This window comes from Peiella sedimenti (assembly GCF_030504955.1).
Lineage (GTDB): Bacteria > Pseudomonadota > Alphaproteobacteria > Caulobacterales > Caulobacteraceae > Brevundimonas > Brevundimonas sedimenti.
In genome coordinates this window covers 182270-195492 of sequence record NZ_JAUKTR010000003.1, presented here as the reverse complement: position 1 = coordinate 195492, position 13223 = coordinate 182270, and the positions used below count along the sequence as shown (strand labels likewise).

The window sequence follows — 13223 nt, the reverse complement described above, 5'->3', positions numbered from 1 at the left end:
TCTGCCGGCAGCCGCGCCTCAAGCGACGGCGCGGCAGTTGACCGGCTCGGCGGCGGGGCGGGTCCAGACGGCGGTGTCGCCGCGTCCGCGCAGTTCGTGGGTGTCGCTGCGATACCAGATCCCGTCGGCCGCGCGCTCCTGGCGCAGGTCGACGGCCGTGCCGTCGCTCTTGCGGATGGTGGCCATCTCGCGGGCGTTGTCGAAGGTCACGTTCAGCGCCTGACCATCGACGCAGACGTACTGGGTACGGATCAGCCGAGTCACGGCCGCCTCCTGCCGCTCGGCCCCGGTGCGCGAATCGCGCTTCACGGCCAGGGCGCGCGCCTCCACCTCCCGCGCGGTCGGGGGCGCCTCCCGCGAACACGCCGCGATCATCAGGCCGACCAGGCCGAGCATCAGGAAGGCGAGGAGGACGTGGCGCACGGGCGCTGAACGCGCGCCGCGAACCCCCGTTCCAGCCTGTCCCGGCGCGGAGCCCGCGGGTTCTGACGACTCTTTAACTTGCGGACTTCCCGCGGGACGGGGCAGCTTGGCGCGCGAAATCGCCAGAGGCCCCGTCCCCATGCTGACCATCGAGAACCTGACCCACGTCTACGCCAACGGCACCAAGGCGCTGGACGACGTCACCCTGACCATTCCCACGGGGATGTTCGGCCTTCTGGGACCGAACGGAGCGGGCAAGTCCACGCTGATGCGCTCGATCGCCACCCTCCAGACGCCGACCTCAGGTTCGATCCGCTTCGACGACATCGACGTTATCAAGAACCCCGACGCCCTGCGCCGGACGCTGGGCTATCTGCCGCAGGACTTCGGGGTCTATCCGCGCGTGTCGGCCTACGACATGCTGGATCACATGGCCGTGCTGAAGGGGATTTCCGACGGCAAGGACCGCAAGGCCACGGTCGAGACCCTGCTGCACCAGGTCAATCTCTGGAACGTGCGCAAGAAGGCCCTGGCCGGCTTCTCAGGCGGCATGCGCCAGCGCTTCGGCATCGCCCAGGCCCTGATCGGCAATCCGCGCCTGATCATCGTCGACGAGCCTACCGCGGGCCTCGACCCGGAGGAGCGGAACCGCTTCCTCAATCTGCTGGCCGAGATCGGCGAGAACGTGGTGGTGATCCTGTCCACCCACATCGTCGAGGACGTCACCGACCTGTGCTCGCGCATGGCCATCCTAGCCGACGGCCGCGTGCAGATGGAGGGCGGGCCGCAGGAGCTTACCATGCGCATGAAGGGCCGCGTGTGGCGCAAGGCCATCGACAAGGATCAGCTGGAAGTCCACCGCGAGACCCATCAGGTGATCTCCACCCGCCTGCTCGGCGGCCGGACGATCATCCACGTGGTCGCGGACGAAAACCCCGGCCCCGGCTTCGAGCCGGTCAACGCCACTCTGGAGGACGTCTACTTCTCGACCCTCCGGTCGTCCAAGCGCGCCTAAGGGGGACGGCAGACCATGTTCGGCAAGGTCGCGGCCTTCGAGTTCCGCTATCAGGTCCGCCAGCCCATCTTCTGGGTGGCGATCATCATCTTCACCCTGCTGGCCTTCGGCCTAGTGGCCAGCGAGAACGTCAGCCTGGGCGGCGTCGGGCAGATCAAGGAGAACTCGCCCTACGCCCTGGGCCTGGCCCACATCGCCTTCTGTCAGTTCTATATGTTCGTCACCACGGCCTTCGTGGCCAACGTTGTGGTGCGCGACGACGAAACGGGCTTTGGGCCCATCATCCGAACGACCCGGATCGACAAGATCAGCTATCTGGGCGGGCGTTTCACCGGGGCCTTCCTGGCCTCGGCCCTGGCCTATCTGGCGATCCCGCTCGGCATCCTGATCGGCACCTTCATGCCTTGGGTCGATCCTGAGACGCTCGGGCCGAACCGGGTCTTGGACTATCTCTACGCCTGGGGCGTCCTGGGTCTGCCGACGGTGTTCCTGACCGCGGCGCTGTTCTTCGCCCTGGCCACGGCCACCCGGTCCATGATGGCCACCTACATCGGCGTGGTCGTCTTCCTGATCGGCTACATCATCGCCTCCAGCACGGCCGGCCAGCGTCCCGAGTGGGAAGAGACCGTCGCCTATCTGGAGCCCTTCGGCATCGCCGCCTTCCAGCTGGCCACCAAGTACTTCACGCCCATCGAGCGCAATACCCTCATGCCGGCCCTGGAAGGGGTCCTGCTGGTCAATCGCGTCGGCGTGATCGTGCTGGGCCTGGTGGTTCTGGGCGCGGCCATCGCGCTGTTCAGCCCCAGCAGCAAGGGCGCCAAGCCGGGCAAGGCCCAGAAGCTCAAGGTGCTGGCCGACAAGGGCGCGCCTCAGGCCGTCGCGGAAGGGCCGCTACCCGCCCCCCGCTTCGGCGCCGCCACGTCCATGGCTCAGCTGATGACGCGCACGCGCTTCGAGATGGCGCGCGTCTTCAAGAACCCGGCGTACGCCATCCTGGTGCTGCTGGGCGCCATGTTGGCCGTGGCCATCCTCTGGCAGGGCAATGAGGTCTTCGGGACCGCCACCTATCTGACCACGCGTAAGGTCATCGAGACGGTCCAGGGCGCCTTCGGCCTGTTCTTCATCATCATCGCCACCTACTACGCCGGCGAGCTGGTCTGGCGCGAACGGGACCGCAAGACGCACGAGATCATCGACGCCTCGGCGGCCCCCGACTGGACCTTCACCTTCCCCAAGGTGCTGGCGCTCGCGCTGGTGCTCGTCTCGACCGTCCTGGTCAGCGTGCTGGTCGGCATGGCCGTCCAGACGCTCAAGGGCTGGACTGACTACGAAATCGGCAAGTACCTGCTGTGGTACGTGCTGCCCACCAGCGTGGACATGATCCTGCTGGCCGTCCTGGCGGTCTTCCTGCAGGTCATCTCACCGCACAAGTTCGTCGGCTGGGGCCTGATGCTGATCTACCTCATCGCCACCCTGGTGATGAGCAACCTGGGCTTCCAGCACAACCTCTACCAGTACGGCGGCGTGCCCAGCGTACCGCTGTCGGACATGAACGGGCAGGGCTACTTCTGGATCGGCGCCACCTGGTTCCGCGTCTACTGGAGCGCCTTCGCCATCATCCTGCTGCTGCTGTCCTTCGGGCTGTGGCGGCGGGGGGCCGAGACCCGCTTCACCCCGCGCCTGCGCCGTCTGCCCGGACGGCTGAAGGGCGCCACGGGCGTCGTGGCGGCCCTGGCCCTGGTCACCCTGGTCGGCTCGGGCGTCTGGATCTACGTCAACACCGTCGTCTGGAACCCCTACCGGACCAGCCAGCAAAACGAGCGTTGGGCCGCGGATCTGGAGCGCACACTGCTGCGCTATGAGAATGTGGCGCGGCCGACCATCACCGACGTCCGTCTGGACGTGGACCTGTTCCCCCAGGAACACCGCGTCGTCACCGAAGGCGCCTATCAGCTGGAAAACCAGACCGGCGCGCCGCTGCAGCAGGTGCACGTCTACTTCCCGCGGGACCTGGAGGTGCAGCAGCTGACCCTGCCGGGCGCCCAGGTCGAGCGTGAGTTCGAGCGCTTCAACTATCGTATCCTGCGCCTGGAGCAGCCCATGGCGCCCGGCGAGCGTCGCACCCTCAGCTTCCGCACGCAGATCGCGCGCCGGGGCTTCACCAACAGTGGGCAGCTGGTTCCGGTGCTGAGCAACGGCACCTTCCTGAACCATCTGCAGGTCAGCCCGACCCTGGGCTTCAACCGCAGCGACCTGCTCGGCGATCCGACCCAGCGCCGTCGCCAGGGCCTGCCGGCCCAGCTGCGTCCCGCCAAGCTGGAGAACGAAAGCGCCCGCGCCTTCAATCAGCTGCGCGCCGACTTCGTGAACACGGACATCACCGTGACCACGGACGCCGACCAGACGCCCATCGCGACCGGCTATGTGGTGTCGGACGTCACCCATGACGGACGCCGCACGGCGCGCTTCCGCAGCGAAGCGCCGATCATGAACTTCCTCTCGATCCAGTCGGGCCGCTTCGCCAGGCGCGAGCGGATGCACAACGGGATCCAGATGGAGGTCTACTACCATCCCGACCACGACATGAACGTGGACCGCATGCTGCGCACCGGCGAGGTGTCGCTGGACTACTACCAGCAGGCCTTCGGCCCCTATCAGCTGCGCCAGTTCCGCTTCGTCGAGTTCCCCGAAATCTACGGCACCTTCGCCCAGGCCTACGCCGGCACCATGCCCTGGTCCGAGGGGATCGGCTTCATCGCCAACCTCGCCGAGCCCGACGAGATCGACTACGTCACCTATGTCGGCGCCCACGAGATCGGGCACCAGTGGTGGGCGCACCAGGTGGTCGGCGGCGACATGCAGGGCGCCACCGCCCTGACCGAGACCCTGGCCCAGTATTCGGCCCTCATGGTCATGGAGCGCATCTACGGCCCCGACAGCATCCGCCGCTTCCTGAAGCGCGAGCTGGACAACTACCTGCGCAGCCGCGCCGGCGAAGCCATCGAGGAGCTGCCGCTGGGCCGCGTCGAGAACCAGCAGTACATCCACTACCAGAAGGGTGGGCTGGCCATGTACCTGCTCAAGGACCAGATGGGCGAGGCGGCGGTGAACAACGCCCTGCGCTCTCTGGTGCAGCAGTTCGGCCGGCAGGGCGCGCCCTATCCGACCAGCCGCGATCTGGTGGCGGCCCTGCGCGCTCAGGCGACCACGCCTGAACACCAGCAGCTGATCACCGATCTGTTCGAGCGCATCACCCTGTGGAACGTGAAGACCACGGGCGTGCGGGTGAACCCGTTGGAGAACGGCCGCTTCGAGGTGCTGATGACCGTCGAGGCGCACAAGGTCTATGCCGACGGCCAGGGCCGCGAGACGCCCACGACCATGGACTCGGCGCCCTTCGACATCGGCCTGTTCTCCGCACGCCCCGGCGACGGCGCCTTCGACCGCGAGGACGTCATCCTGATGGAGCGGAGGCCCCTGCGCGACGGGACCCAGACCTTGCGGTTCGTGGTCGACCGGCGGCCGAGCTTCGGCGGGGCGGACCCGTACAACAAGCGCATCGACCGCGACAGCGACGACAACGTCGCCGCCGCGGAATGATCAGCGATCCGCCGCCGGGCGCCCGCACGGCCCCGGCGGCGGCCCGCAATCGCGGGCCCATCCTCCAGATATTGCGTCCACGCCTCGGCCCCGGCGATCGGGTGCTCGAAATCGCCTCGGGCTCAGGCGAGCACGCCGTCTTCCTGACCGAGGCCCTGCCCCGGATCGACTGGACGCCCAGCGACCCCGATCCCGAGGCGCTTCACAGCATCGCCGCCTGGCGCGCCGCCGCGGGCCGCGGCAATCTCAAGCAGCCCCTCGCCCTCGACGTGGCGGACCAGGGCTCCTGGCCTGAGGGGCCCTTCGACGCCCTCTTCTGCGCCAACATGATCCACATCAGCCCGTGGACGGCGACCGAAGCGCTTATGCGCGGCGCAGGTCGCGTGCTGCGGCCCGGCGGACGCCTGTTCCTCTATGGTCCTTTCCGCGAGGCGGATCGCCCCTTCGCGCCCTCGAACGCGGCCTTCGACGAAGGCCTCAGGGCCCGCGATCCCCGCTGGGGCGTGCGCGACCTCGACGCCGTGAAGGCCGAAGCGCTCGGCCAGGGGCTTATCCTGACCGAGCGCCTTGAGATGCCCGCCAACAATCTGACGGTCGTGTTCGAGAAGGCCTGAAGCCTAGCGGCGCCGACGCCGCTGACCCGCTTTGCCCTTGGGCCGGCTGAAGCGGACCACCTTGCGCGCGGTCTCCTCGGCCGACGTGCGCACCGTCGGGATCGAGCGAGGCGCCAGGCCGTAGAGCGACGCCATCGGCGCGTCCTCGACCACGGCGATCTCGTGCTCGCCATAGCCGTTGAAGCCCGTCGTCATGGCCACGCCGTACGCGCCAAGCATGCCGATCTCGATGAAGTCGCCTTCGCGCACATCGGCCGGCAGCCAGTAGGGTCCCGGCATCTGGTCGATCGAGTCGCAGGTCGGCCCATAGAAGCGGAAGGGCTTCAGCTCAGGCGAAGCCTCGGCGTCGCGAACCAGCTTGCACGGGAACGGCCAGCGCGAATGGGTGGCGTCGAACAGGGCGCCGTAGCTGCCGTCGTTCAGATAGAGCGCGTCGCCCTTGCGCAGGTCGACACGGCACAGCACCGACGAGCTCTCGGCCACCAGGGCGCGGCCCGGCTCGCACCACAGCTCGGTAGTTTCCGACACCGGCATCTCGGCGAAGCCACGGTGGATGGCCGCCGCGTACTCGCTCATGTCCGGCGGCACCATGCCCGGATAGACCGACGGGAAGCCGCCGCCCACATCGACGATGTCCACGAACACGCCCGCGCGGCTGATGGCCCGGCCCACCTGGGCCATGGCCGCCTCGTAGGCGGAGGGGCGCATGCACTGGCTGCCCACATGGAAGGACACGCCCATCAGCCCGTCCTTCACCGCCTGGCGCACGGCCAGAAGCAAGGCAGGCGCCTGGTCGGCCGAGACGCCGAACTTGCCCGACAGCGTGTAGGCCGCGCCGTCCGTCGAGACGGCCATGCGCACCACGAGGTTCAGGTCCGTGGCCTGTCCCGTGGCGTCCAGGATCTTGGCCAGCTCCTCCTGGCAGTCGAGCGAGAAGGTGCGCACGCCGTGGTCGAAATAGGCGCGCGTGATCGCCGCCCGGCTCTTGACCGGGTGCATGAAGGCCAGCCGGGCTTCGGGCAGGACCGAACGGACCAGCTCGATCTCGGCCAGCGAGGCCACGTCAAAGGCGGTGACGCCCGACGCCACGAGGGTTTCGATCACCCAGCGCGACGGGTTCGCCTTCACCGCATAGAAGACGTCGGCTTTCAGATTATCCTGGAACCAGCGCGCCGCTTGGGCCACCGCGTTCGGCCGCACTAGGGCGACGGGACGCTCCGGAGACCGCTCGCGGACCAGGTCCAGGGGAACATGGTACGTGTGCAACGCACGTAACCCCCTGTAGATTGTTGAACCCAGACCGGCGTTAGCAGCGCAGTTGGACACGGGGTCCGCCGGAACGCGCGATATGGGGAAAACGAGGCCGCCTGTAAAGGGAAAAACTTGCAGCCGGCGTCCTGTTCCCCCCTCCGGCCTCGCGATGCCGGCCATGCCGTCCAGCGCTGAACCGCCTCGCCGGCCGAGCGTTGCCTTAACCGGGCGGACCGATGCCGCCGGCTCCTAAGAGGCGACGGAATGAATCGCTGGCTGTTCTATTGGCGGCGCCTGAGCGGTCAGTTGTGGTTCAGGGCCTCCCTCTACGCTGGCCTTGCCGTGATCGCCGCCCTGGCCGCCGCGGGGCTTGGCCCCCTGGTGCCCGACGCCCTGGCCGAGCGCTTCGGCGGCGAGTCGGTGGAACAGATTCTCGGCGTGCTGGCCTCCAGCCTGCTGGCCGTGGCGACCTTCTCGCTGGGGGCCATGGTCACCGCCTACACCTCGATTTCCCAGGCCGCGACGCCGCGCGCGGCGATCCTGGTCACCAGCGACCGGGCGACCCAGCGCTCCCTGGCCACCTTCGTGGGGGCGTTCCTCTATGCGGTGGTGGGGCTGACCGCCATCAACGCTGGCCTCTACGGCAGCCACGGCCGCGCGATCATCTTCGGCTTCAGCCTGTTGGTGGTGGGACTGGTGGCCTTTCAGCTGCTGGCCTGGATCAACCGCCTGTCCAGCCTGGCGCGCGTGGGCCATGTCCTCGTCTTGATCGAGGAGAGGGCGAAGGACGCGCTGAAGAGCGAGCGGCGGCGGCCCCGCCTGGGCGGCGTCGCCGGCGACCTGCCCGCCGGCGCGCCGATCCCCGCTTCCCGGACCGGCCATGTGCAGAACATCGATATCAGCGGGCTCAAGGCCTGGATCAGGGACACCGGTCGCAAGGTTCAGGTGCTGGCCGCGCCCGGCGACTTCGTGCGCCGTGGCGAGGCTCTCGCCAGGATCGACGGCGCGGTCGAGACCGAGCAGCTCGCGAGCCTCACGGCCAACTTCTCCATCGGGCGCAGCCGCACCTTCGCTCACGACCCACGCCAGGGCCTGGCCATCCTGGGCGAGGCGGCGGCCAAGGCGCTGTCGCCGGGCGTGAACGACCCGGGCACCGCGATCGAGGCCATGGGGGCGGGCGTGCGGCTGATCGACGGTTGGGCGCGCAGCGAGATCGAGCCCGAAGCCGATCCAGAGCCCCGGCTGATGGCTCCAGCCCTTAAGGCCGACGCTCTGGTGGAGGCGGTCTTCGGCCCTGTCGCACGACATGGATCCGACAACGTCCTGGTGGCCGAGCGTCTGCAGCGAGCCCTATCGTCGCTGGAGGCTTTAGGCGGCGAGGTGGGCGCTGCGGCGGCCATCCTCCGCCGGGAAAGTCGGCGTCGCGCGCTGGAGCAACTGGCCTTCGCCCCCGACCGTCGCCGCCTGCGCGCCGCTTCGGACTGACGCGATGTGACCTCGACCGCAGTCCGGGTCGTTCGCCGCCAGGCGTGACTTGGCGCGGCGTTTTGGACATGGCGCCCTGACTCTCCACGGCTTGCGGCCCTGGGGGGCGGCGTGTCATTAAGCCTTCGCACGGGGCTGGCATCAGTCCGTGTCCGCATAACGCCACACGGAACAGCTTTTTTCTTTCGAATCATCGATGAGCCAGACCGCGCCCCTCCTAGTCGCGCGCGACGTCTCCAAGACCTTCGGCGCGCGTAAAGCCCTGGATGGGGTTTCCGTGACGGTCGGGGCCGGGGAGATGGTCGCCCTGATCGGCCCGTCCGGCTCGGGCAAGTCGACGCTGCTACGTTCCATTTCCGGCCTCCAGACCATCGACCCCGGCAAGGGCGAGATCGAGGTCTTCGGCCGCGCCGTGCAGAAGAACGGCCGCCTGGCCGGCGACGTGCGGCGCACCCGTGGGGGGCTGGGCATGATCTTCCAGCAGTTCAATCTGGTGGGCCGCCTGACCCTGTTCACCAACGTCATGCTGGGCGCGCTGGGCCGATTGAACCCCGCCGTCGCCCTGCTGGGCTGGTGGCCCGGCGCCGAAAAGAACAAGGCCATGGCGGCCCTGCACCGTGTCGGCGTGTCCGACTACGCCGGTCAGCGCGCCAACACCCTGTCCGGCGGTCAGCAGCAGCGCGGCGCCATCGCCCGCGCCATCCTGCAGGGCGCAAAGGCCATTCTGGCGGACGAGCCCGTGGCCTCGCTGGACCCCGTTTCCGCCCGCCGGGTCATGGACCTGCTGGTCGAGCTGAACAGCCGTGACGGCCTGGGCGTCATCGTGACCCTGCACCAGGTGGACTACGCGATCCGCTACTGCCGTCGGGTCATCGCCCTGAAGGCGGGCAAGGTCGTCTATGACGGCCCCGCCTCGGAACTGAACCGCGAACGTCTGATCGACATCTACGGCCCCGAGATCGAAGAGGCCTTCTGGGAAGGAGGAGCCCCCGCATGAGCCCGTTCCAGCTGGCCCGCCGCGGCCTGATCATCGGCGCCGCCGCGCTCGGCCTGACCCTCGCCTCCTGCAACCAGGGCGGTGAAAAGGCCGATGGCGCGCCCGAGACCATCACCTTCGCCATCCTGCCGGCCGAAAGTCAGGCCTCTTCCGAGCCCCTCTGGCGGCCGCTGATCGAAGACATGAGCCGCGAAACGGGCCTGAACGTCGAGATGCGCTTCGTCTCGAACTACGCCCTGCTGGTCCAGGCCATGCAGGCCGGTCAGGTGCAGGTGGGCTGGTTCTCGGCCCTGCCGGCGCTTGAGGCCACCGAACGCGCCAACGGCCAGGTCATCGGTCGCATCGTCGACCGCAACGGCAACGCCGATTACCAGTCGGTCCTGATCGTGCGAAAGGGCTCGGGCATCACGCTGGACGACGTGCTGGCCTGCGGCAAGCGCTATACCTTCGGGGCGGGCGACGCGCGCTCCACCTCGGGCACCCTCGCCCCCATGGCCTTCCTATTCGGGCCGCGCGGCATAGAGCCGTCCGAATGTTTCAGTCAGGTGCGCGCCGCCAACCACCAGGCCAATGCGCTGGGCGTCGCCAACGGCGTCGTCGACGTGGCCACCAACAACTCGGTCGGCCTGGTCTTCATGGCCCGCCAGTTCCCGCAGCAGGCCGAGCAGTTGGAAGTGATCTGGCGCTCGCCGCCCATCCCCGAAAGCTCGATCGTCGTGCGCCGCGACCTTGACCCGGCCATCACCGAGAAGATCCGCAGCTTCTTCCTCACCTACGGCACGGCCGAGGGCGCCGAGGGCGAACGTCAACGCGAAATCCTGCGCGGCCTTGAGTACGGCGGCTTCCGCGAGGCCGGCGACAGCTATCTCGACCCGATCCGTGAGATGGAGGCCTCGGTGGCCCTGGTTGAGGCTCGCCGGTCCGGCGACCAGGCCCGCATCGCCCAGGCCGAAGCCGAGTACGAAGCCATCCGCAACCGCACTGCGGTGACTGGAGCCGAGCGTCCGTGAGCCAGGCCGCCGCCATAGACGCCGTCCCCGCTCCGCCCAGCCGACCCCTGTCGGCGCGGGTGTTCGACCTGTTGCTCTGGGGCGGCCTGGCGCTCGCCCTGTGGGCCTCGTTCGAGCGCGCCGGCGTCAGCGGTCTGCCAGACCTGTTCCGCGGCTCGGAAAGCGCGGGCCAGCTGGCCGGCGCGCTGCTCGACCCGGATTTCAGCCGCCTGCCCTTCCTTTTGGGCAAGATGCTGGAGACCCTTCAGATCGCCCTGTGGGGCACCTTCCTGGCCGTCTTCTTCGCCGTTCCCCTGGGGCTTCTGGCGTCGCGGAACATCACGCCCTGGTACATCCAGCGGCCCATCCGCATGGTGCTGGACCTGCTGCGTTCAGCGCCCGATCTGGTCATCGGCCTGATCTTCGTCATCATCGTCGGCCTTGGCCCCCTGCCCGGCGTGCTGGCCCTGACCGTCAACACCGGCGGAGTCCTGGCCAAGCTGTTCTCGGAGGCCGTCGAGTCCATCGACAAGGGCCCGGTCGAAGGCGTGCGCGCCACCGGCGCCGGCAAGCTGCACGAGATCGTCTGGGGCGTGCTGCCCCAGGTCGCCCCCTTGTGGACCTCGTTCGCCCTCTATCGCTTCGAGTCCAACGCGCGGGCCGCGACCGTGCTGGGCATCATCGGCGCCGGCGGCATCGGCCAGGCCCTGATCGAGAGCTTCAACAGCTTCCAGTTCCGCGAGGTGTCGACCATCGCCATCATCGTGGTCGTCACCGTCAGCCTGATCGACCTGTTGTCCCAGGTGATGCGCAAGCGCCTGCTTTAGGCCGGGCGTCATGTAGCTGTTATGCGAACGTCACGGTCGGCGCGTAAGCGGGGCCATCCATTCAGGGAGACGGTTCGATGAAGAAGTTCTTCGCCCTGGCCGCTGCGGCGGCCCTGCTTGCGGCCTGCGGCGACGGAGGCGCTGGTGGCGCCGGCCAGAGCGGAGCGCGCGGCGTCTGGGCCGTGGGTTCCTCGACCGTCTTTCCCTTCACCACCCGCGTGGCCGAGACCTTCGCCCGCAAGTCCGGCGGTCAGCCGGGCCGCGTCGAGAGCCTGGGGACCGGCGGCGGCTTCCAGGCCTTCTGCGCCGGCGTCGGCGCCAACACGCCGGACGTGGCCAACGCCTCGCGCCCGATGAAGGCTTCCGAGTTCGATCTCTGCCAGCAGAACGGCGTCACGGACATCGTCGAGATCAAGGTCGGCTATGACGGCATCGTCATCGCCGATGCCCTGGGCGGCGCCGTCTACGACTTCCAGCTGCAGGATCTGGTTCTCGCGCTCGCAGCCCAGACTCCCTCTGGCTCGGGCTTCCAGCCCAACCCCTACACCAACTGGAGTCAGATTCGGCCGGGTCTCGCGGACGTCCGCATTCAGGTCTATGGCCCGCCGCCCACCTCCGGCACCCGCGACGCCTTTGTCGAGCTTGGCCTGACGCCCGGCGCCCGCGCCATTCCCGCCTACGCCGCGGTGCGCGAGCAGGACGAGGATCGCTTCGAGGCTCTGGCTCATACCCTGCGTGAAGACGGCGCCTGGATCGATGCGGGCGAGAATGACAACGCCATGGTTCAGACCCTGACCCGCACGCCGGGCGCCCTGGGCGTGTTCGGTTACTCGTTCCTCGAGAACAACCGCGACCAGGTGCAGGCCGCCCGCATCGCCGGCATCGCCCCCTCGGTCGAGACCATCGCCGACGGCTCGTATCCGCTGGCGCGCAGCCTCTACATCTACGTCAAGAAGGCCCATGTGGGCGTGACGCCAGGCCTGGCCGAGTTCGTCCAGGAATACATGTCCGACGCCTCTGCGGGCCGCGGCGGTTATCTCCAGGAGAGGGGCCTGATTCCACTGCCGGCCAATGAGCTGGCCGCCCAGCGGGCCATCGCTCAGGGCCTGACCCCGATGCAGCGCCCGGCCTCCTAGGCCGAGCCTCAGCAGACGCGCGAAGGGCGGCCCCTGAGGGCCGCCCTTTGTCGTTCAGGCGCTGACGCCCACGCCGATGGGGCAGACCACGCCCGTGCCGCCGATGCCGCAATAGCCGGCGGGGTTCTTGGCCAGATACCCCTGATGGTAGCCCTCGGCGAAATAGAAGGGCTCCGCCTCAGCCACCTCGGTGGTGATGCGGCCCAGGCCCTCGGCCTTGAGCGCGCGTTGATATTCGTCGCGCGACGCTTCCGCCGCCATGCGCTGCTCGTCGTTCAGCCAATAGACGGCCGAGCGGTACTGGGTGCCGACATCGCCGCCCTGGCGCATGCCCTGGGTCGGATCGTGGTTCTCCCAGAACAGCTTGAGCAGATCCTCGTACGAGGTCTCGGCCGAGTTGAAGACCACCATCACCGCCTCGGCGTGACCGGTGCGGCCGGTGCAGACCTCCTCATAGGTGGGGTTGGGCGTGAAGCCGCCCGTGTAACCCACTGCGGTGACCCATACGCCCGGCGCCTGCCAGAAGACGCGCTCGACGCCCCAGAAGCAGCCCATAGCGAAGACAGCGGTGTCGAATCCCTCGGGATGCGGTCCCTTGAGCGGGCGACCGTTGACGAAGTGCACCTCGTCGGTGGCCAGCGCCTCCGACCTGCCGGGCAGCGCCTGGTCGCGGGAGATCAGCGTCGTCTTTTCGGTCATGGGCGGCTCCTTTGGTCGCTTTCTCATGTAGGCGCCGAATGGCGTCTTGCCGAGAGCGGCCGCAACGGATATTCCCCGCCCCTCGCGTGGTGAGGTGGCCGAGTGGTTGAAGGCGCACGCCTGGAACGCGTGTATAGGGGAAACCCTATCGAGGGTTCGAATCCCTCTCTCACCGCCACCCCCTCTC

At 68.4% G+C, this 13223-nt stretch carries 11 protein-coding genes and 1 tRNA gene; 9 read left to right on the top strand and 3 right to left on the bottom strand.

Going from position 1 to position 13223, the window contains the following annotated elements; all coding sequences use genetic code 11:
* Positions 1–18: 18 nt before the first annotated feature.
* Positions 19–423, bottom strand: a complete 405-nt coding sequence (locus Q0812_RS08345; RefSeq protein ID WP_302109864.1) for an MliC family protein — start codon at positions 421–423, stop codon at positions 19–21.
* A gap of 139 nt (positions 424–562) precedes the next feature.
* Between Q0812_RS08345 and Q0812_RS08340 the strand changes: the two genes are divergently transcribed.
* From Q0812_RS08340 to Q0812_RS08330, 3 genes are read left to right on the top strand one after another with little or no spacing between them, the layout of a single operon-like run.
* Complete coding sequence (locus Q0812_RS08340; RefSeq protein WP_302109863.1) at positions 563–1438, top strand: ABC transporter ATP-binding protein; 876 nt, start codon at positions 563–565, stop codon at positions 1436–1438.
* A 15-nt stretch (positions 1439–1453) separates the two neighbouring features.
* Complete coding sequence (locus tag Q0812_RS08335) at positions 1454–5038, top strand: aminopeptidase (protein ID WP_302109862.1); 3585 nt, start codon at positions 1454–1456, stop codon at positions 5036–5038.
* The gene (locus tag Q0812_RS08330; RefSeq protein ID WP_302109861.1) at positions 5035–5652 is read left to right on the top strand and encodes a DUF938 domain-containing protein; all 618 of its coding nucleotides are present in this window, start codon (positions 5035–5037) and stop codon (positions 5650–5652) included. Before Q0812_RS08335 ends, Q0812_RS08330 begins: the two co-directional genes overlap by 4 nt.
* 3 nt (positions 5653–5655) lie before the next feature.
* On the opposite strand, the gene Q0812_RS08325 is transcribed toward Q0812_RS08330, so the two are convergent.
* Positions 5656–6918 carry a type III PLP-dependent enzyme gene (locus Q0812_RS08325; protein ID WP_302109860.1) on the bottom strand — a complete coding sequence of 421 codons (1263 nt, stop codon included), beginning with the start codon at positions 6916–6918 and terminating at the stop codon, positions 5656–5658.
* Between the two features lie 249 nt (positions 6919–7167).
* Here Q0812_RS08325 and Q0812_RS08320 point away from each other — a divergent pair, with 249 nt between their 5' ends.
* The 5 genes from Q0812_RS08320 to Q0812_RS08300 all read left to right on the top strand — a co-directional run bounded on the left by Q0812_RS08320 (position 7168) and on the right by Q0812_RS08300 (position 12337).
* A complete protein-coding gene (locus Q0812_RS08320; protein WP_302109859.1) occupies positions 7168–8388 on the top strand; it encodes a DUF2254 domain-containing protein in 1221 nt (406 codons plus the stop codon).
* Positions 8389–8584: 196 nt separating this feature from the next.
* Positions 8585–9385 carry a phosphonate ABC transporter ATP-binding protein gene (phnC, locus tag Q0812_RS08315; protein WP_302109858.1) on the top strand — a complete coding sequence of 267 codons (801 nt, stop codon included), beginning with the start codon at positions 8585–8587 and terminating at the stop codon, positions 9383–9385.
* Entirely contained in the window at positions 9382–10395 is a 1014-nt protein-coding gene (gene phnD, locus Q0812_RS08310; protein ID WP_302109857.1) for a phosphate/phosphite/phosphonate ABC transporter substrate-binding protein, read from the top strand. Before phnC ends, phnD begins: the two co-directional genes overlap by 4 nt.
* Entirely contained in the window at positions 10392–11201 is an 810-nt protein-coding gene (gene phnE / locus Q0812_RS08305; protein ID WP_302109856.1) for a phosphonate ABC transporter, permease protein PhnE, read from the top strand. Before phnD ends, phnE begins: the two co-directional genes overlap by 4 nt.
* Positions 11202–11278: 77 nt before the next feature.
* Positions 11279–12337, top strand: a complete 1059-nt coding sequence (locus Q0812_RS08300; protein ID WP_302109855.1) for a substrate-binding domain-containing protein — start codon at positions 11279–11281, stop codon at positions 12335–12337.
* Positions 12338–12391: 54 nt separating this feature from the next.
* Here the strand turns inward: Q0812_RS08300 and msrA are convergent, their stop codons facing one another.
* Positions 12392–13036 carry a peptide-methionine (S)-S-oxide reductase MsrA gene (msrA, locus tag Q0812_RS08295; RefSeq protein ID WP_302109854.1) on the bottom strand — a complete coding sequence of 215 codons (645 nt, stop codon included), beginning with the start codon at positions 13034–13036 and terminating at the stop codon, positions 12392–12394.
* A gap of 88 nt (positions 13037–13124) precedes the next feature.
* Here msrA and Q0812_RS08290 point away from each other — a divergent pair.
* A tRNA-Ser gene (locus Q0812_RS08290) sits at positions 13125–13214 on the top strand.
* Positions 13215–13223: the final 9 nt, after the last annotated feature.

Coding starts and splice junctions, on each gene's coding strand:
- Q0812_RS08340 (WP_302109863.1), top strand. CDS start 563: ATGCTGACCATCGAGAACCTGACCCACGTCTACGCCAACGGCACCAAG.
- Q0812_RS08335 (WP_302109862.1), top strand. CDS start 1,454: ATGTTCGGCAAGGTCGCGGCCTTCGAGTTCCGCTATCAGGTCCGCCAG.
- Q0812_RS08330 (WP_302109861.1), top strand. CDS start 5,035: ATGATCAGCGATCCGCCGCCGGGCGCCCGCACGGCCCCGGCGGCGGCC.
- Q0812_RS08320 (WP_302109859.1), top strand. CDS start 7,168: ATGAATCGCTGGCTGTTCTATTGGCGGCGCCTGAGCGGTCAGTTGTGG.
- phnC (WP_302109858.1), top strand. CDS start 8,585: ATGAGCCAGACCGCGCCCCTCCTAGTCGCGCGCGACGTCTCCAAGACC.
- phnD (WP_302109857.1), top strand. CDS start 9,382: ATGAGCCCGTTCCAGCTGGCCCGCCGCGGCCTGATCATCGGCGCCGCC.
- Q0812_RS08300 (WP_302109855.1), top strand. CDS start 11,279: ATGAAGAAGTTCTTCGCCCTGGCCGCTGCGGCGGCCCTGCTTGCGGCC.
- msrA (WP_302109854.1), bottom strand. CDS start 13,036: ATGACCGAAAAGACGACGCTGATCTCCCGCGACCAGGCGCTGCCCGGC.